This window comes from Prevotella brunnea, from assembly GCF_008016795.1.
Taxonomy (GTDB): domain Bacteria; phylum Bacteroidota; class Bacteroidia; order Bacteroidales; family Bacteroidaceae; genus Prevotella; species Prevotella brunnea.
This window is the reverse complement of record NZ_SDIK01000042.1, coordinates 16,862-34,543: the sequence shown is the minus strand read 5'-3', so window position 1 is coordinate 34,543 and position 17,682 is coordinate 16,862. Positions and strand designations below refer to the sequence as shown.

Annotated in this window: 17 protein-coding genes; 11 read left to right on the top strand and 6 right to left on the bottom strand. The window is 45.5% G+C overall.

The window, feature by feature from the left end:
* Positions 1-307 precede the first annotated feature (307 nt).
* The 8 genes from ruvB (at position 308) to ybeY (ending at position 4,985) form a co-directional block, all read left to right on the top strand.
* Positions 308-1,342, top strand: a complete 1,035-nt coding sequence (ruvB, locus tag ETF27_RS06040) for a Holliday junction branch migration DNA helicase RuvB (RefSeq protein ID WP_147785589.1) — start codon at positions 308-310, stop codon at positions 1,340-1,342.
* A gap of 151 nt (positions 1,343-1,493) precedes the next feature.
* On the top strand, positions 1,494-1,961 hold the full coding sequence (locus ETF27_RS06035) for a DUF4252 domain-containing protein (protein WP_130830324.1): 468 nt from the start codon (positions 1,494-1,496) through the stop codon (positions 1,959-1,961).
* A 12-nt stretch (positions 1,962-1,973) separates the two neighbouring features.
* A complete protein-coding gene (locus tag ETF27_RS06030) occupies positions 1,974-2,480 on the top strand; it encodes a DUF4252 domain-containing protein (RefSeq protein WP_147785588.1) in 507 nt (168 codons plus the stop codon).
* A gap of 11 nt (positions 2,481-2,491) precedes the next feature.
* The gene (locus tag ETF27_RS06025) at positions 2,492-2,992 is read left to right on the top strand and encodes an RNA polymerase sigma factor (RefSeq protein WP_147785587.1); all 501 of its coding nucleotides are present in this window, start codon (positions 2,492-2,494) and stop codon (positions 2,990-2,992) included.
* Positions 2,989-3,480 (top strand): hypothetical protein, encoded by a 492-nt coding sequence (locus tag ETF27_RS06020; RefSeq protein WP_147785586.1) that lies wholly within the window; start codon positions 2,989-2,991, stop codon positions 3,478-3,480. The genes ETF27_RS06025 and ETF27_RS06020 overlap by 4 nt, the downstream gene beginning before the upstream one ends.
* A 6-nt stretch (positions 3,481-3,486) precedes the next feature.
* Positions 3,487-3,942, top strand: a complete 456-nt coding sequence (locus ETF27_RS06015; RefSeq protein WP_147785585.1) for a DUF4252 domain-containing protein — start codon at positions 3,487-3,489, stop codon at positions 3,940-3,942.
* A gap of 94 nt (positions 3,943-4,036) precedes the next feature.
* A complete protein-coding gene (gene coaD / locus ETF27_RS06010) occupies positions 4,037-4,489 on the top strand; it encodes a pantetheine-phosphate adenylyltransferase (protein ID WP_147785584.1) in 453 nt (150 codons plus the stop codon).
* Between the two features lie 52 nt (positions 4,490-4,541).
* Positions 4,542-4,985 (top strand): rRNA maturation RNase YbeY, encoded by a 444-nt coding sequence (ybeY, locus tag ETF27_RS06005; RefSeq protein WP_130830318.1) that lies wholly within the window; start codon positions 4,542-4,544, stop codon positions 4,983-4,985.
* An 893-nt stretch (positions 4,986-5,878) separates the two neighbouring features.
* On the opposite strand, the gene ETF27_RS06000 is transcribed toward ybeY, so the two are convergent.
* The 6 genes from ETF27_RS06000 to ETF27_RS05975 form a co-directional block, all read right to left on the bottom strand.
* Positions 5,879-7,468, bottom strand: a complete 1,590-nt coding sequence (locus ETF27_RS06000; protein WP_147785583.1) for a S41 family peptidase — start codon at positions 7,466-7,468, stop codon at positions 5,879-5,881.
* A 92-nt stretch (positions 7,469-7,560) separates the two neighbouring features.
* On the bottom strand, positions 7,561-9,525 hold the full coding sequence (locus ETF27_RS05995) for a DNA topoisomerase IV subunit B (RefSeq protein ID WP_130830316.1): 1,965 nt from the start codon (positions 9,523-9,525) through the stop codon (positions 7,561-7,563).
* A gap of 9 nt (positions 9,526-9,534) precedes the next feature.
* The gene (locus tag ETF27_RS05990) at positions 9,535-10,722 is read right to left on the bottom strand and encodes a GNAT family N-acetyltransferase (RefSeq protein WP_130830315.1); all 1,188 of its coding nucleotides are present in this window, start codon (positions 10,720-10,722) and stop codon (positions 9,535-9,537) included.
* 124 nt (positions 10,723-10,846) lie between these two features.
* Positions 10,847-12,142, bottom strand: coding sequence for a THUMP-like domain-containing protein (locus ETF27_RS05985; protein WP_240048138.1), 1,296 nt, complete (start codon positions 12,140-12,142; stop codon positions 10,847-10,849).
* 219 nt (positions 12,143-12,361) lie between these two features.
* A complete protein-coding gene (locus tag ETF27_RS05980) occupies positions 12,362-12,649 on the bottom strand; it encodes a hypothetical protein (protein WP_147785582.1) in 288 nt (95 codons plus the stop codon).
* 28 nt (positions 12,650-12,677) lie between these two features.
* Positions 12,678-13,502, bottom strand: coding sequence for an alpha/beta hydrolase (locus ETF27_RS05975; RefSeq protein ID WP_130830313.1), 825 nt, complete (start codon positions 13,500-13,502; stop codon positions 12,678-12,680).
* A gap of 589 nt (positions 13,503-14,091) precedes the next feature.
* Here ETF27_RS05975 and ETF27_RS05970 point away from each other — a divergent pair.
* The 3 genes from ETF27_RS05970 to ETF27_RS05960 all read left to right on the top strand — a co-directional run bounded on the left by ETF27_RS05970 (position 14,092) and on the right by ETF27_RS05960 (position 17,652).
* Complete coding sequence (locus ETF27_RS05970; protein ID WP_130830312.1) at positions 14,092-14,619, top strand: NUDIX hydrolase; 528 nt, start codon at positions 14,092-14,094, stop codon at positions 14,617-14,619.
* Positions 14,620-14,704: 85 nt separating this feature from the next.
* A complete protein-coding gene (topA, locus tag ETF27_RS05965; protein WP_147785581.1) occupies positions 14,705-17,053 on the top strand; it encodes a type I DNA topoisomerase in 2,349 nt (782 codons plus the stop codon).
* Positions 17,054-17,124: 71 nt separating this feature from the next.
* Positions 17,125-17,652 carry a shikimate kinase gene (locus ETF27_RS05960; protein WP_130830643.1) on the top strand — a complete coding sequence of 176 codons (528 nt, stop codon included), beginning with the start codon at positions 17,125-17,127 and terminating at the stop codon, positions 17,650-17,652.
* Positions 17,653-17,682: the final 30 nt, after the last annotated feature.

The following is a 17,682-nucleotide window of genomic DNA, read 5'->3' as shown; positions in this document are numbered from 1 at the left end:
TCAGCTGACCATATACCGGCTGTCCGAAGAAATGTGTACTTTTGCCCATGTTATCTGAGTTTGGAAACAAAAGCAAAGATAACAAAAAGGGCTGATACCTCGTGAGAAGTGTCAGCCCTAATTCATAAAAAATGTGGGATGTTTAGCGGACAGTAATATATATTTTATTTTCATTCTGTCAATGGGTTTTCGGCAATCCTTCGTTTTTTCCTTGTTCTGTGAGATTTTATCCATCCAATTGCCTGCTTATCTGTCTTTTCTCAATTAAAATCGTTATCTTTGCGCTTGGTAAAAACAAGCAGACAGTATGGATGAAGATTTTGATATAAGAGAAGAAAGGTTTACTTCGGCCGAGAAAGACTTTGAAAACGCGCTACGCCCCCCCAAGTTCGATGACTTCAGCGGACAGCGAAAAGTGGTGGATAATTTGCGAGTCTTTGTCGAGGCTGCGAAATATCGTGGCGAACCTCTCGATCATACTTTGCTTCACGGACCTCCGGGTTTGGGAAAGACCACGTTGAGCAATATCATTGCCAACGAGTTGGGAGTGGGATTTAAGATTACTTCCGGTCCCGTTCTCGATAAGCCCGGCGATTTGGCAGGCATTCTCACGTCGCTCGAACCAAACGATGTGCTCTTCATAGACGAGATTCATCGGCTTTCTCCTGTTGTCGAGGAATATTTGTATTCGGCAATGGAGGATTACCGCATCGACATCATGATAGATAAAGGACCGTCTGCCCGCTCCATTCAAATCGACCTCAACCCCTTTACGCTTGTGGGAGCCACCACACGCAGCGGACTGCTTACTGCGCCCCTTCGAGCTCGCTTCGGTATCAATCTCCATCTTGAGTATTACGATCCGGAAACATTGCAAAAAATCATCAAACGCTCAGCCCGGCTTCTCCGCATCCCCATTAAGGACAATGCTGCGATAGAAATAGCGCGCCGTTCGCGGGGCACTCCTCGTATTTGTAACTCGCTTTTGCGCCGCGTTCGCGATTTCGCGCAAGTGAAAGGCAATGGAACCATCGACCATGAGATAGCTCGAAACTCGTTGCAGTCGCTTAATATCGACAGCTATGGTCTTGATGAAATCGACAATAAGATATTGCTTACCATCATAGACAAGTTTCGTGGCGGCCCGGTGGGTGTTTCCACTATTGCCACGGCTATCGGCGAGGATTCCGGAACGTTGGAAGAGGTTTACGAGCCCTATCTCATCATGGAGGGTTTCATCAAGCGAACACCGAGAGGACGCATGGCAACTCCGCTTGCTTACGAGCATTTGGGACGCGGCATGGCAGGTTCCAAAACCGCCGAACCATCATTTTTCGATTGATGGCTATTCTTCCTTGCGCGTGGCGCGAAGCCACGTTTCCGCGTTCCCGGAAGAAGAAAGTTGAGTTTTTATTTGTTTTTTTTGCTTTTTCTGTCACAAAATCCCAACAACTCACGTCTATGTAATTGTAAACCCTTTAAAATTAAAACGCATGAAAGTATTTATTATCGCAATTGCGCTACTCGCAACAAGTATGACCGGATGGGGACAAACGATAGACGATGTCTTCAATCGATTTCAAAACCAAGAAAACGTAACGTTTCTGAACCTGTCAAAGGACATGATTAGATTGGGAATGAGCAGTTCCGATGACCCTGAGTTGGTAAAATTATCGGAGCAGATTGATGGAATGAAAGTATTGGCGTTGGAAAACTCCAGTCCATCGTTAAAGAAAGAGTTGAGAGAGGCTTTCGGGAAATTAAATTTCGGAGAGTATCAGGAAGTAATTAAAGTGAATTCTGAAGGCGAGAAAGTGAAAATCCTAACCAAAGGAACGGAAAATGAAGTAAACAGTCTTATTATCTTCGTGTTGGATGATGAGGATTGCACTTTAGTGAAAATCGATGGACATGTCAATCCAAAGGAAATCGACAAGATAGTAGAAAGTCAAACCAAATAAAATTCATGGCTTATGAGGCGTTTGTTCTTATCTTTAATTCTCGTGTTTGGTGTCGGTATCGGCACGATAGACGCTCAAACCAACTCGGTAAACGTTTCCGATCTGTTCGGTGAGTTCAAAAAATGTGAACACGCGGACTATGTTCATATCCCGAAGCTGTTGATAAAGTTAGCCTCTGTTTTTGCGAAAGATGAGGATGAATCCGATCGGAAAGTGATGCGTGCCGTGTCTTCAGTGAGAATTTTGGATTTGAGCGACTGTTCTTCCGACGTGAAGCTCTCGTTTGCGGACAAGCTGAACCGACTGAAGACGAGCGGATACGAAAAACTTATTCAGCAGAAGTCGAAAGACGAGCAGTCGCTCATCCTGACCAAGATGAAAAAGAACTGCATCCGTGAGCTTGTCATTGTCAGTTCCGATGGCGACGACTGTACCCTGTTGCTGATAAAAGGTAAGATTCGCCCGAAAGATGTTCACGCGTTGATTAACGATAAGAACAGTCTTTTTTCTAAAAAATAAGATACAGGGACATGAACGCCTCCCAATTCAAATCACTCTTCCTGCCATGCCATCGCAAACTCTATGCTGTGGCATGGAGACTTACCGGTAACGGCAAATGGGCGGAGGACTTGGTGCAAGACACTTATCTGCGATTGTGGACGAAACGAGATACACTACACGGCATCGACAATGCGGAGGCTTACAGTGTTACGGTACTCAGGCGGGCGTTCTATGATGTTCAACGCGCCAAACACATCGAAACGGTGGGGAAAGACATCGCCGAAATGCAAATAAAAGAGCACGTGGACATGGCGCGACAGTTGGAAACCATCGACGAGTGTGAACGGATAAAGCAAATGATAACCCGGCTTCCCGACCCACAAGGGAAAATAATGTTGATGCGCGATGTAGAGGAAATGCCTTATAACGAAATCAGTCAAGCAACGGGACTTTCCGAAACAAATGTCCGTACCATACTGAGCAGGGCAAGAAAACAAATCAGAGAACAGATAAAGGAGATGAAAAGATGAACAATAAGGACGATATCAAGAATTTGATTGAAAAGTTTTATTCCGGAACAACCACCGATGCCGAAGAGAAGTTGTTGAAGTTATACTTCAGTGGCAACGACATCGCGGACGAATTGAAGTCGGAACAAAAGCTGTTCCTTGCCTTGTGCCCGAGTGAAGTCTCCATTCCTGATGACTTGCAAGAGCGTGTGGAACGAAGAATAGACCAATGGAACGTCATTGATACGACAGCGCGCCGGCGTGTTACCCGAATCGGACTAAGGTGGGTCATGGGCGTGGCTGCATCGTTGCTCCTGCTCTTCACTGCAGGCATTATGATTTATCACCATGAAAGTGAAGCGCAGACGAGTCAAATGGAAACCATCGACACTTATGAGAACCCGGAAGACGCATATGCGGAAACCAATCGCGCGCTGACGAAATTCTCAAGAAGCCTGAACAAGGGCTTAGAAAAAGTAGAAAACATAACCAACCATCAAATAGATTAAAGAACAATGAAAAGAATATGGCTTTTGCTCTTACTCGGCACTTTCAGTTGCCTGACGTTTGCTCAAAAGGCGCTATTCGATAAGTATGAAGACATGAACGGCGTTACCACCGTATATATCTCAACGGCGATGCTGCGCATGATAAAGAACGTACCGACAAGCAATAAGGATATCTCCAAAATCTCCGGAAAACTCGACCATCTTCAAGTACTTGAATGTGCGAGACCGACGTTGATACCGGAAATCAAGAAGACGGCAATCAACTATTTCCGAAAGATGAGGTACACATTGGTAATGCAAGTAAGGGATGGGGGAGAGCACGTTACCATTTACGAGAAGCGATACAAGAACGGAAAAAACGAGTTCGTGCTCCTGACCACCGAAAAAGATGATTTAAGCATCATCAATGTTTTCGGAAATGTAACCCTGCAAGACATCCAATCCATTACGGCAGGCAAATAATCGGTAGTCATAATTTGGTAATATAGCAGAAATAGCGTACTTTTGCAGGGAGTTCACTTCATCGTGGCTCCCTTTATTTTTTAAGTACAAAACAATGACAACCGGATTATTCGCGGGCAGCTTCGACCCTTTCACCATCGGACACGACTCCATCGTGCGTCGCGCCTTGCCCTTATTCGATAAAATCATCATCGGTGTGGGTATCAACGAACGGAAACAATACATGCTCGATACCGAAGAAAGGGTCGGACGCATTCGTGCCATCTACGCCCGTGAACCTAAAATAATGGTTAAGGCTTATGATGACCTTACCGTTGATTTCGCCAAACGCGAGAACGTCCGGTTCTTCATCAAAGGAGTCAGAAGCGTAAAGGACTTTGAATATGAGCGGGAACAAGCCGATATCAATAGGGCAATCGGTGGTTTGGAAACCATTTTGCTTCTTGCCGAACCTCAATTTGCGAGCATCAGCTCCAGCCTCGTAAGAGAACTTGTCCACTTCGGGCGCGATGTCAGCGAGTTTCTGCCAAAAGCGTCTCATGGCTGACCTCGCTTCAAGGTTTCTTTCTCCCAAGGCAACACGTAAAAAACAACAATAGATGATAACATATAACGCAGATGGAACAAAGCTTCCAAAGATAAAGAAACGCGCCACCACGGAATGGATTAAGGCAGTTGCGGAAAGCTACAAACGCAAAGTGGGCGAAATAGGCTATATGTTCGTGGACGATGACAAAATACTTGAAGTGAACAACGAATATCTCGGACATGATTATTACACCGACATCATCACTTTCGATTATTGTGAGGGAGACATTCTTAATGGAGACATCGTCATATCTTTGGACACCGTGCGCAGCAATGCCAAGAAATTCGGGAAAAGCTATGAAGAAGAGCTATATCGAGTCATCATCCATGGCATTCTACATCTCTGCGGAATCAACGACAAAGGTCCCGGTGAGCGGGAAATAATGGAAGCAAACGAGAACGCCGCATTGAGACTGTTGGACGAAATGCGAGTCGGAAACGAGCGTAAAGGATAGTCGATAGCGCACTCACAGTCTTATTCCAAGTCTTTTTCCCCCTCCTTTCCTTGTAATTCTTGCCACGCGTTGGCAGGCAGTATGGGTTTATATCAACACCTGCACCTATCCGGGCAAAACAAAAGACAAGCATGTTCTTTATTTTTTTGTAGGGCATTGGAAACGCGAAAAACCATCCCTCGCTATATGGGAAAGTTCAATAATGTCCTGAATTTTCTTCATTCATCTATCCAAAGCTTAGCTTTTGCTTTCCAAAAGGTAAGCTTTTGCAATGCAAAAGGTCATGTATTGGAGCGCAAAAGCTAAGCTTTTAAATCCCTATTAATATTGTCTTGATTATCAATAGATTACGAGGTGTGTCCCGAACTTGATTTTTGTAATATAATTTCATGTTGATGGTCGGGAGTGGATGTTCGCTATCAAACGTCTGTTTGCCATCACCTGAATACGAGTTGAAGACATAAGGAGATTGGTGTTATTCAACATTGGAACAAAACACATAAAGTCTCATGATTTGCTGAACCTTGCGTGGGCACAAAATAATTTAAGATACCATTGGGAAAAAATAAAGGATTTCTCAATGCCATGCAACATCAAGAAATCCTAATGACCGATGTGGGTTTATGAATGTCAGGAAAATAACAACCATCGTGTCCCCTGTCTTGACAATAACGCTGAATGAACGACAACAGCCTTCGGCATTCAGTCTGTTATTCGAATAAGAATATAGTTGCTTTTTACAACCGGTCGATAGGTTGATGAGAAGTGTTGATAATAAGTTGTTTGCGAATTTCACTTTAAGGCTTGGGCTTTGCGCGATAAAACTTACTTTCGGAACGAGTTGAAGTGTCCGATAGCCGTTCTCCCCATGGCATTTCATGCGTGAAAGACAATTATCGGGTAGCAACTCCTCCCATGACTTCCAATGCTTTCTTCACGATGTCGTTTTGTTCGTTCCACACTCTGAAATATTCGTTCATGTCCCAGAGGTCGCGCGCTACGAGAGCTTTTAATTGCAGTTCCATGTAGATAATGGAGTTTTTCAACTCTTCCTCATCCTTAGGCTCAATCTTTTGTCGTTTGGCCTCATTCACAATCTCATCCATCAAGTTGTTTGGCACCTTGTATCTCCTTACGAAGTAATCGAACGATTTATAGTGCGATTTGAGCATTTGCCTGTTGTTGTCCATATACCTCAGATAAGCGTTCATTAGAATGTTCTTGATGGTAATTTGTCTGTGGAATCGAGTAAACTTTATGGTGTCCAGCGGAACGAAATAGTCAGGCATGATTCCACCACCACCATATACCGGGCGATGCTTTCGCACCGTGTAATATTTCAATGAGTTGTCGAAATGAATGCTGTCTGCATTGGTGAGTTCTCCATGCTTCAGCCGTTTCTCCAAATCCATTTCGTAATCCTCCTGATTTCCTTTTTTGTAAGGTTTCTGAATACATCTTCCGCTCGGTATGTAATAATGCGCCACGGTGAGCCTGATCATGCTGCCGTCGGGAAGAGGGAACGGACGCTGTACGAGTCCTTTTCCGAAGGTTCTTCTCCCTATGACCATCGCCCGGTCGTTATCCATCAATGCTCCTGTAACGATTTCGGCGGCAGAGGCTGAAAATTCGTTTACCAATACATAAACGTCCATGTCGCGCAATTTACCATTGCCGCGTGCTTTGAAACTTTGTCGTGCAACGCGTCGTCCTTCGGTATATACAATCATGTCGTTGTTCTGCAGGAATTCGTTGGCAATCTGCACTGCTGCCTCGAGATATCCACCCCCATTCTCCTGCAAGTCGAGAATGAGTCGCTTCATGCCTTGTTGCTTCAGCGAATCGATGGCGGTCATAAATTCTTCGTGGGTCTTTGCACCGAAGCTCTCTAATCTGATATAGCCTATTCCCGGGCGAATCATGTAAGAAGCATAGATGGTATGTACCGGAATTTTCGCACGTGTAACGATAAAAGTGAGTTTGTTTTTCACCCCACGTCTTACAATTTCGAGTTTCACCTTTGTGCCCTTCTTTCCCCGAAGTCGTTTCATTATTTCCGTGCGATTCATCTTTACGCCGGCAATGAGTGTGTCGTCCACTGTAACAATGCGGTCTCCTGCCACGATACCCACTTTCTCCGATGGTCCATTCACTACAGGTTGTATCACGACAAGTGTATCGGCAATCATGTTGAACTGCACTCCGATTCCCTCGAAATCGCCTTGCAGTGGCTCGTTCAAATCTTTTGTCTCTTTGGCGTTGGTGTAAGTGGAATGAGGGTCGAGCTCTTTGAGCATTCCTCTGATGGCATCTTCGGTTAGTTTGTCCTCATCCACCTTGTCCACGTAGAAATTTGATACGGCTATCTGTGCCATTTGCAATTTCCTGAGTGGTGAGTTTTCTCCAAAATTTATATTTATCTGTGCTGTCGCCCATACCGGAAGAAGCATGAGAAGTACGGCTGCGAATAGATTTTTTTTCATTTATTTTTGGTGTTATGTTTATGGCGGATGTTGATATAGGTTGCCTTCCATAAGCTAACGGCATCATCCACCTTCCTTGAAGTGGCATTGCTTTATTTGGAAACTTGCTGCTCCCCCTCAGTGATTTCCTCCGAATCGTTTGCGAGATCTTCCTCGATTACGAGATTATCAATAATGAAGTTCTGTCGTTCCATTGAGTTTTTGCCCATGTAGTATTCCAATAGTTTCTGCACTTGATCGTTCTTGTGAAGCGTTACTTGCTCCAATCTCATGTCAGGACCGATGAAATGTGCAAATTCATCTGGGGAAATCTCTCCCAAACCTTTGAATCGAGTGATTTCCGGGTCAGGTCCGAGATTGCGAATGGCGTTCTGCCGTTCCTCTTCGCTGTAACAATATAATGTAACGAAGTCGTTTTTCTTCTCACCTTTCGCCCGTTTCGCGTCAATCTCCTCAATGATTTTTTTGCATTTTACCTTCGTTCTTCTGTTTCTCACTCTGAAGAGTGGTGTCTGAAGCACATAAACGTGTCCTTTCTTGATAAGCTCCGGGAAGAATTGCAGGAAGAATGTAATGATGAGAAGTCGAATGTGCATGCCATCAACATCGGCATCTGTCGCTACGATTACCTTGTTATAGCGTAGCGTTTCCAGTCCTTCTTCAATGTCGAGTGCCGCTTGCAGCAAGTTGAACTCTTCGTTTTCATACACCACCTTCTTAGTCAGTCCGTAGCAGTTCAGTGGCTTTCCTCTCAAAGAGAAGACGGCCTGCGTGTTCACGTCTCTGCTCTTGGTGATGCTTCCACTGGCAGAGTCTCCCTCTGTTATGAAAATGCAACTTTCTTCCTTTCTGTCGTTTTTGGAATCGCTGAGGTGTACGCGACAGTCGCGCAGCTTTTTGTTGTGTAAGCTGGCTTTCTTTGCGCGTTCGCGTGCCAATTTCGTTACTCCCGCCATGGCTTTGCGTTCGCGTTCCGTTTCTTTTATTTTGTTTTCGAGAATATCCGTGAAGTCTTCCTTGTGGATATGCAGGAAATTGTCCACGTTTGTCTTGATGAAATCGCCTACGAATTTGTTGATGGTCTCGCCTTCCGGTGCCATAATTGTGGAGCCCAGTTTTATTTTTGTTTGCGATTCGAAAACCGGTTCTTCCACATTCACCGCTATTGCTGCTACCATTCCGTTTCGTATGTCTCCATACTCGTATTTCCCAAAGAACTCTTTTATGGTTCTTGCGATGTGTTCTTTGAATGCCGACTGATGTGTTCCGCCCTGTGTGGTGTGCTGTCCGTTCACGAACGAGTAATATTCCTCACCGTATTGATTGGTGTGTGTGAACGCTATTTCTATATCCTCGCCTTTCATGTGTACGATGGGATAAAGCGAGTCCACGGTCATGTTGTCCGTCAGCAAGTCTTCCAGTCCGTGTCTGCTGGCTATGCGCTGTCCGTTGTACATGATTGTCAGTCCGGTGTTTAGGTAGGTGTAGTTGCGGAGCATGGTTTCCACAATGTCATCGTGGAAGCTGTAGTTCTTAAAGAGTGTGTTGTCGGGTTCAAAGAAGATGTAAGTTCCGCTTTCGTCTTTTGTCTTCTGTGTTCGGTCTCCCTTCAGTTCTCCTTTCTCGAACATCAGTTCTCTTACTTTTCCTTCTCGAAAGCTCTTCACCTCGAAGTGTTTGCTGAGTGCGTTTACTGCTTTCACACCCACTCCGTTCAGTCCCACGCTTTTCTTGAATGCCTTAGAGTCGTACTTTCCTCCGGTGTTTAGGACTGATACCGCTTCGATCAGTTTTCCTTGTGGTATGCCTCGCCCATAGTCGCGTACCGATACGCGCAAATTGTCATCTATATCGATTTCTATGCGTGTGCCGGCATTCATCTTAAATTCGTCGATGGAGTTGTCCAAGACCTCTTTCAGGAGTACATAGATGCCGTCCTCGGGTAGTTTTCCGTCGCCCAATCGTCCGATATACATTCCCGGACGCGTGCGAACGTGTTCCATGTCCGACAAGTGTCGGATATTATCATCGGTGTATGTTACTGGGTTGTTGTTCATATTCTCGTTTTAGACAGCTTTTCCTTTTTGTTCCGAATGGCTCGATGTTGTGGAAAGTGTTTTTCTGTAGCATCTTCTCTTTTTGTGGTTTTCCGTATCGAACATGCTCCATTGGCTTTGTACGCCTGAGTTGCTTTCCATTTCCACTTGGCTTTCTCCCCATTTAAATCCTCGTTCCACATAGCGTGGGATAAGGTCGTTGAACAAGAGTGCGTTGGCACCTTTTGTTCTGTATTCCGGCAGGAAGCCCAGCAGTAACAGATCCACGCCTTCCGTCTTGCTGTATTTGATGGCTCTCAGGATGTGCCACCATCCGAAAGGCAGCAATCTGCCTCTTCTGCACTTTTGCAGCGCGCGACTCAACGAAGGGATGGTAATGCCCATGCCTGCGATGGCGTTGTTCTTGTTCCCATCTTCGATAACTGTTATCAAGTCTAAGTCGGCAAATGGGAAATACATGTTGATGTATTGGTCTATCTGTCGGTCGCTCAGTTCCGAGAAGCCGTAGATGTTTTTATAGGTATCGTTGATGAGTTTGAACAGCCGTTTTCCGTAACCATCTTGAAAGATGTCTTTTTTCGTGAGTTTTTTCACGTGCAGGTTGTATCGTTTTTCAATCATTTCCGACAGCTTTGTGAGCTTCTCCGGTACTCTGTCGGGCACTTTGATGAGGTATTCCACGTAGTCGTTATCTTTCTCCCATCCTCCGAGTTTCTCCATGTGTTGAGGATAGTAAGGATAGTTGTAGATGGTAGCCATCGTTCCCAATCGGTCGAAGCCCCATGTCAGCATGCCTTCCGGGTCCATATCGGTAAACCCCAAGGGTCCCACGATGTGTTCCATGCCTTTTTCTTTTCCGTAGTCTTCCACGGCTTTTAGCAATGCCGTCGATACTTCCAAGTCGTCTATGAAGTCGATCCATCCAAACCGCACGTCTTTTTGTTTCCACGTGTCGTTTGCCTTGTGATTAATGATGGCTGCCACTCTCCCTGCCACCTTCCCATCTTTGAGCGCGAGAAAGTATTCCGCCTCGCAGAAGTCGAACGCTGCGTTTCGTTTTTTCGACAGAGTGTTGAAGTCATCGCTATATAAATTGGGAACATCGTATGGGTTTCCCTCGTAAAGGTCGTAATGAAACTCTATGAAAGTCTTCAAATCCTTAGCTGTCTCGACTTTCTTTATTTGTACTGACGACATGTCTCTTTAAGTTGTTTTTATCATTCAAATATGCAAAAGTACAAACTTTTCGGTCTTTTTCCAAATCTAATGCTTCTTTTTGAGATTATTTGTTATTTTCCCACGCTTTTTAGTTTTCACCTCTTCATTTGCTTTTCTCGCAAATCAGCAACAGGTGTCTGCCGTCATTGTCGGTGGTGGCAAAGACGTAGTTGTTCCCTCCATCCTTTAATTTTAGTTTTTTGCGCAGTTCAGTGGCACTGATGGGGAAATTGCGAGTGGCAATGTTGGCAGCGGAAATTCCGTTGAGAGCACTTCTTAATTCCTTCTTGTTGAATGTGCTCACTCTTTTTATGACGAAGCCACGTCCCGGAAAGTCATTGATTTCGACATCGGAAACGAACAAATGCGAGTTTCGGCTTATCGCCTCCCCACCATATCGCACCGTCAATTCTCCGAAACCTCCCGCTTTCATGATGGACGCGTTAGGCTCGTAAAGGAAATCCCCCGTTTCTGGCTTTCTCTCCCTGATGATTTCCCGATGTGCGACGGCGACTGTTGCTTCCATTGTGAAATTCTCGTTGTCGTTGATGCAAAATATCTTGAGTGGGTTGGTGCCCTCTCTCAGCACGAAGAGCAATTCCTTGCATTCGTTTCTCACCGACAAGATGTGTATCTCCCTCACAATGTCGGCTGTGGCGTTGAGCTGTGCGTGTGCCTGATGCCAATCAAGCATCGGCGAGAGCTTCACGATGGCGTAACCACTCTTCCTGATTAGTTCGTCTTTCAATTCCAAAAGGTTCGGCGTGCAGTCATTAATCGCCACCGTTTTTCCTCCATGGTCGTCCCTTCTTGCCGGGTCGAGATAAGTAATCGTAGAAAAGTCCATTTCATGGAGAAACTCCGCTCCGTCGCCCTTCACCACCTTTGTTTTCTCCAATCCCAATACTGCGAAATTGTGGGCAGCGATGGTGCAAAGTTGCGACTGTCGTTCCACGTAAGTTGCCTTGCGACCTTGCGCCATGAACGAGAAGTCCACACCCAGTCCACCTGTCAAATCGGTAAGGAAGACCGGTTCATGGTCCCCAACAGTTTGCTCTGCTTTTTCTTCGTCATATTCTGAGGCGAGCCGTTGCACCAATCTTGCCTTGTAACGTGCCGTTTGCTCCGATGAACATTGCTCCATGGCGAGATGTGGCGGATACACGATGTCCTCCTTCTCCGCCCATGAAGGCAGTTTCTTGCGAGCGGTTTGCCACCCCGCAATCTGGTCAAGTGCGAACGGCATGTCGATGTCAGGATATCGTGTCGCGCGCAACGCCAACTCTGTAGGGGAAGAAAGCCTGTGAGCGAGGACAAATTGCTTTACTTCCCGGCTTATTTCCATAGCGTGTGTGCGAGGATTTTCTTTTTCGGATGTGTGGTCGCTACTTTGTTTCATGTCATTTGCAAAGTTAATGAAAAAATATTTTTATCCTTTTCCTTCCCCGATGAAATTGCGAGAGATATGAAATGGAACCATGGCATTGTAAAGATTTATGGTTGAAAAACCAACTTTCCGAAAAGTTGCTTTTAGAAATAAAAATGTTTCTGTTGCAGGTTCATGTGGGCTTTATCGAGCCGAAAAAACGAGGTCTTTGAGCGATTCTGCTTCAATTGCTTACCTTTTGCGATGCAATACCTTACCTTTTGTGTCGCCATTGTTTAGCTTTTGCCACCCAAAAGGTATAGCCATTGCCATAGAAAACGACGGATGAACTTGTGGCTGTTGGTCGTCTTCTTTTTGCATAATCTGTATTCCGTTGTAACACAGTGAGATATGAAAATCAGAATGAATGGCGTATTTGAAATCAAAGTCAAGGCATCTTGAAAAAAGAGACTTCATTTGAAAGCTTGTGTAAAGAAAAATCGCAATCAAAGCCTTAGCCTTGATTGCGATTTTTTCCATTTCGGATGTTCCGTTATTCGTTGTTCCCTTAGAAGCTGCGAAGCCATGCTTTTAGGTCCATCATCAATTCCTCGTGGTATCGGAAGCCTATTTTGCTGCCCCATCCGTGTCCTCCATCCGGATAGACGTGAAGCGAAGCGCGCACATCGTTGCGATACAGCTCCATGTAATAATTCACGCCGTTTGCCGGTGGAACACTGTCGTCGTCATCGCAGAGCGCGATGAAAGCGGGTGGCGTTACCCGGCTCACGTTCATGTCGGCACTGTATTTCCGTTGGTCGTGCTTGCTTGGGTTTCTGCCTAAAAAATTATGAAAACTCTTTCTGTGTCCGTATCCCTCCATCATGGAAACGACCGGATAGAAAAGAATTTGGAAGTTGGGTTTTGCCTCCCCTCTGCCTTGAGTTGCCACGGTCGCCGCGAGATGTCCTCCTGCGGAAAAACCCATGATGCCGACTTTGTTGCGGCTGATTCTCCATGCCGAGGCGTTCAGGCGTGCCAATCGTATGGCTTGTTGTGCATCGGCGATGGGAACTTCCGGCTTTCCGTTCGGCAAACGGTATTTCAAGACGATGGCAGCGATGCCCTGATTTTGGAAAAACTCTCCCCAGTCGTAGCCTTCGGTGTCCATGGACAGACTTTCGTAGCTCCCTCCGGGGCAGATGACGATGGCTCTTCCGGTGGCTTCGCGTTCGAGTGGCAAGTAAACGCGCACCTTTGCGGTGTCGCGCTTGTCCCCATTGTTGTAAGGAGCTCTGCCGTTATAGAGATTTACGTCGAAAGTTCGTTGTGCCATTACCGTCATTGATGCGGCAAAGAGTCCCGTTATCACAAAAAGTTTCCTGAAATTCATGCTCTTATGTTGATTTTATTCTTTTGTTTCTCAGTTCAAAAAACCGGCTGTTTGCGGTTCATCGTTCGAATGTACTCACCTTCTGACAAGATGGCGCAAAGGATTGCGCGGTGAGTGTCGGGAGGCGATGTGGCACAAAGTTAGCAAAAAAGCGCAAAAAAACGGCTTGAGGATTTAGGGTTTTTAGGATATTGGCAGTAATGAGGCAGTTTTCAAACGGAGATAAATTATTTTTGAGTTAATTTAACACATAGACTTCCGAACCGTAATGCGATGAAGGCGGTTGTGTTGCCTCTCGGTCTTACGCCAAATAACCCACCCATTTGGTAATCATATTTTAGTTTTCACAAGCAGATGTTTCATTGTGAGTTGCTTCTCATGTTTTTCACGTGCGCTTTATGGATGACAGAGGCGTTTTTGATTTTCTGCGCTTGATATTTGGTAAAAAACAAGAAAAAGTGGAAATAATATGGCGATGTTCGTGCGTTCCTACTTATTTTTATGTAAATTTGCAACGACCCAAAGTAAAAAAGGCGTTACCGGACGAGCTTTCCGGTCTCTGAACAGGTAACATACAATGAACCAAATCATGCACATATTAGAAAAATTCAGGTACTGTCCCATATGTGGCAGCGAGCATTTTGAACCGCAAAACGATAAAAGCAAAAAATGCGAGAATTGCGGATTTGAGTATTATCTTAATCCGAGTGCCGCTGTCGCGGCTTTTATTCATAACGCACAAGGGGAATTGTTGGTGGTAAGGCGAAAGAAAGCACCCGGAAAAGGTACGCTCGACCTGCCCGGAGGATTTGCCGACATAGGCGAGACCATTGAGGAAGCCTTGAGAAGAGAGGTGAAAGAAGAAACCAATCTGAACGTAACCACAATGAGCTATTTCGCTTCGCTGCCCAATAAATACACTTACAGTGGTTTCGACGTGCCCACACTCGATTCATTCTATGTTTGTACGGTGGATGATACCTCCTGTTTGGCAACCGATGATGATGCGGAAGAGGCACTGTGGCTGCCGTTGGAAGAAGTTCACACCGAGGAGTTTGGAATGCGTTCCATCCGGCGCGCACTGATAAAATATCTTGAAATGAAGCGCAATGCTTAAAAAAGTAGAAATTTTACGCGCTATATATAAGGTGTATGAAAAAGATTGCTTACTTTTGCGCTCTTGAAAAATATATGATGCCGATATGCAAGATAATTTAGTGATAGTAGAGAGCCCTGCCAAGGCTAAAACGATTGAGAAATTTCTGGGCGATGATTTTAAGGTGATGTCGTCGTATGGTCATATTCGCGACCTGAAAAAGAAAGAACTGAGTATCGACTTGAATACTCTGGAACCCGATTACGAGATTCCGGATGAGAAAAAGAAGATTGTCAGCGAACTGAAAAAGAATGCCAAGGCCGCTAAAAAAGTATGGTTGGCATCCGATGAGGACCGCGAAGGAGAGGCCATCAGCTGGCATCTTTGCGAAGTGTTGGGACTTGATGAAGAGAAGACCAGCAGAATAGTCTTCCACGAGATTACCAAACCGGCAATACTCGCTGCCATCGAGAACCCGAGACAACTGGATATGAACCTGGTAAACGCCCAACAGGCGCGCAGGGTGCTTGACCGATTGGTAGGCTTTCGCCTGTCGCCCGTTTTGTGGAGAAAGGTGAAACCGGCTTTAAGCGCGGGACGCGTGCAGAGCGTTGCCGTAAGACTCATTGTTGAACGTGAACGAGAAATAGCCAATTTCAAGTCGGAACCCTATTATCGGGTTAATGCCGTCTTTGCCGTTACGGGCGAAGACGGAACAAAGAATGAAGTGAGGGCGGAATTGAACAAACGATTCAAGACCCACGATGAGGCTTTGGCGTTCATGGAGTTATGTAAGACCTCCAAATTCTTAGTATCTGCCATCGCAAAGAAACCCTTAAAGCGCACGCCCGCTCCACCATTCACCACATCCACTTTGCAACAGGAAGCGGCACGTAAACTCGGATTTACCGTAAGTCAAACCATGATGGTGGCGCAGCGTCTCTATGAGGCGGGACGCATCACTTACATGCGTACAGACAGTGTGAACTTATCCTCGTTGGCTATAAATACGGCAAAAGAAGAAATTGAAAAACTGTATGGAAATGAATACGGAAAGATAAGGAAGTTTCATACTAACAGCAAGGGAGCACAGGAAGCACATGAGGCAATCCGACCTACTTATATGAATAAAACCTCCATTGAAGGAACGAATCAGGAAAAACGACTCTACGACTTGATATGGAAACGCACCATTGCCTCACAGATGGCAGACGCAAAGATTGATAAGACAACCGTGAACATTGCCATTGAGGATGCGGAAGGAAAGACTAAAGAACATCTTTTGTTCGTAGCAACCGGTGAGGTGATAGCTTTCGACGGATTCTTGAAAGTTTATCGGGAATCGACCGATGACGAAAACGATGCCGATGACTTCTCGCACGCACTACCGGCAATGAGACAAGGCGATGAACTGGAACGCAGAGACATTATATCCACAGAGCGTTATTCCATGGGACCAAGCAGATACACGGAAGCAAGCTTGGTACATAAACTTGAGGAGTTGGGAATAGGACGCCCATCCACCTACGCCCCCACCATATCAACCATCCAACAGCGCGAATATGTGCAGAAAGGAGATAGGAAAGGGGAAGAACGGAAATATGTCGTTGATGTATTGCAAGGTTTGAAGATAAGTTCCAAAAACAAAAAGGAGATGGTGGGCGCCGACAAAGGTAAACTCATTCCTACTGATATCGGCATCGTTGTCAATGACTTCTTAATGGAAAACTTCCCGGAAGTGATGGATTACAATTTCACGGCAAAAGTAGAACAGGAGTTTGATAAGATTTCGGAAGGCAAAGCGACATGGAATGCGGAAATGAAGAAATTCTATAAGAACTTTGAACCTGAGGTCGAGGCGGTGATGAACGCGCGATCGGAGCATAAAGCCGGAGAACGCGAACTCGGAATCGACCCAAAATCGGGCAGACCGGTGTTCGTAAAGATTGGTCGTTTCGGACCCGTGGTGCAGATTGGGACAGCCGATGATTCGGAAAAACCAAGGTTTGCGCAATTGCCGGCTGAGAAAAGCATGGGCAATCTGACGCTCGATGAGGCTCTGGAGTTGTTCAAACTTCCGAGAACAGTAGGAAAATTCGAGGACTCCGATGTGGTAATCGGTGCCGGACGCTTCGGACCTTATGTCATGCACGCCAAGAAATATGTCTCTCTGCCCAAGGAAGAAAATCCACTAACGGTAACATTGGAAACCGCCATTGAACTGATAAAGAAGAAACGATTGGCGGATGCACGCCGACATCTCAAGACTTTCCCGGAGGACGATAAGATGGAGGTTATGAACGGTAGGTACGGACCTTACATCGCCTACGACGGAAAGAACTATCGCATGCCGAAAGCATTGCATGCCAAGGCTGCCGAGCTAACGTATGCCGAGTGTCAGGAAATCATTAAGAACGCCCCCGAACCTAAATCAGGACGTGGCAGAAAGAAATAACCCCCATTTCGTCTCCTTATTATTGCGAAAGGAGAACGTAATTCATGATGAATGAAGAAAACAAAGCAAAGGTGAGAAGAATCATCCTTTTAGGTTATATGGGTGCCGGCAAGACAACGATAGGCAAGATGCTGGCAAAAGAGGCGAATATGCCGTTTTACGATTTGGATTGGTACATCGAAAACAGAATGAGAAAAACGGTAAAACAACTCTTCGATGAGCGGGGGGAAGACGGTTTCAGAAAGATAGAGCGAAATCTCTTGCACGAAGTAGCCGAATTCGAGGATGTAATTATCTCGTGTGGCGGAGGAACGCCATGCTTTTTTGACAACATGGACTATATGAACGCTCAGGGGGAAACAATCTATCTGCAAGCCAAGCCGGATGTCTTGTATGGGCATATCCGCATGGGGAAGACCGTTCGCCCACTGTTGCTTAATAAAACGGAGGAGGAGGTGCTGACTTTCATGAGAGAACAGTTGAAGCTCCGCGAACCTTTCTACCTTAAAGCTAAGCACATCCTTGACATTAATCTGTTGGATAGTTACGATAAAATAAAACATTCGGTGGACAAAGTGCGTGAAATGCTAAATGTTTAGCTATTCTTCTCACAGCTTTCATCCTCGATG

Coding starts and splice junctions, on each gene's coding strand:
- ETF27_RS06015 (WP_147785585.1), top strand. CDS start 3,487: ATGAAAAGAATATGGCTTTTGCTCTTACTCGGCACTTTCAGTTGCCTG.
- ETF27_RS06030 (WP_147785588.1), top strand. CDS start 1,974: ATGAGGCGTTTGTTCTTATCTTTAATTCTCGTGTTTGGTGTCGGTATC.
- ETF27_RS06025 (WP_147785587.1), top strand. CDS start 2,492: ATGAACGCCTCCCAATTCAAATCACTCTTCCTGCCATGCCATCGCAAA.
- ETF27_RS05985 (WP_240048138.1), bottom strand. CDS start 12,142: ATGAAACAAAGTAGCGACCACACATCCGAAAAAGAAAATCCTCGCACA.
- ETF27_RS06020 (WP_147785586.1), top strand. CDS start 2,989: ATGAACAATAAGGACGATATCAAGAATTTGATTGAAAAGTTTTATTCC.
- ETF27_RS06035 (WP_130830324.1), top strand. CDS start 1,494: ATGAAAGTATTTATTATCGCAATTGCGCTACTCGCAACAAGTATGACC.
- coaD (WP_147785584.1), top strand. CDS start 4,037: ATGACAACCGGATTATTCGCGGGCAGCTTCGACCCTTTCACCATCGGA.
- ETF27_RS05980 (WP_147785582.1), bottom strand. CDS start 12,649: ATGGAAAAAATCGCAATCAAGGCTAAGGCTTTGATTGCGATTTTTCTT.
- ybeY (WP_130830318.1), top strand. CDS start 4,542: ATGATAACATATAACGCAGATGGAACAAAGCTTCCAAAGATAAAGAAA.
- ETF27_RS06000 (WP_147785583.1), bottom strand. CDS start 7,468: ATGAAAAAAAATCTATTCGCAGCCGTACTTCTCATGCTTCTTCCGGTA.
- ruvB (WP_147785589.1), top strand. CDS start 308: ATGGATGAAGATTTTGATATAAGAGAAGAAAGGTTTACTTCGGCCGAG.
- ETF27_RS05990 (WP_130830315.1), bottom strand. CDS start 10,722: ATGTCGTCAGTACAAATAAAGAAAGTCGAGACAGCTAAGGATTTGAAG.
- ETF27_RS05995 (WP_130830316.1), bottom strand. CDS start 9,525: ATGAACAACAACCCAGTAACATACACCGATGATAATATCCGACACTTG.
- topA (WP_147785581.1), top strand. CDS start 14,705: ATGCAAGATAATTTAGTGATAGTAGAGAGCCCTGCCAAGGCTAAAACG.
- ETF27_RS05970 (WP_130830312.1), top strand. CDS start 14,092: ATGCACATATTAGAAAAATTCAGGTACTGTCCCATATGTGGCAGCGAG.
- ETF27_RS05975 (WP_130830313.1), bottom strand. CDS start 13,502: ATGAATTTCAGGAAACTTTTTGTGATAACGGGACTCTTTGCCGCATCA.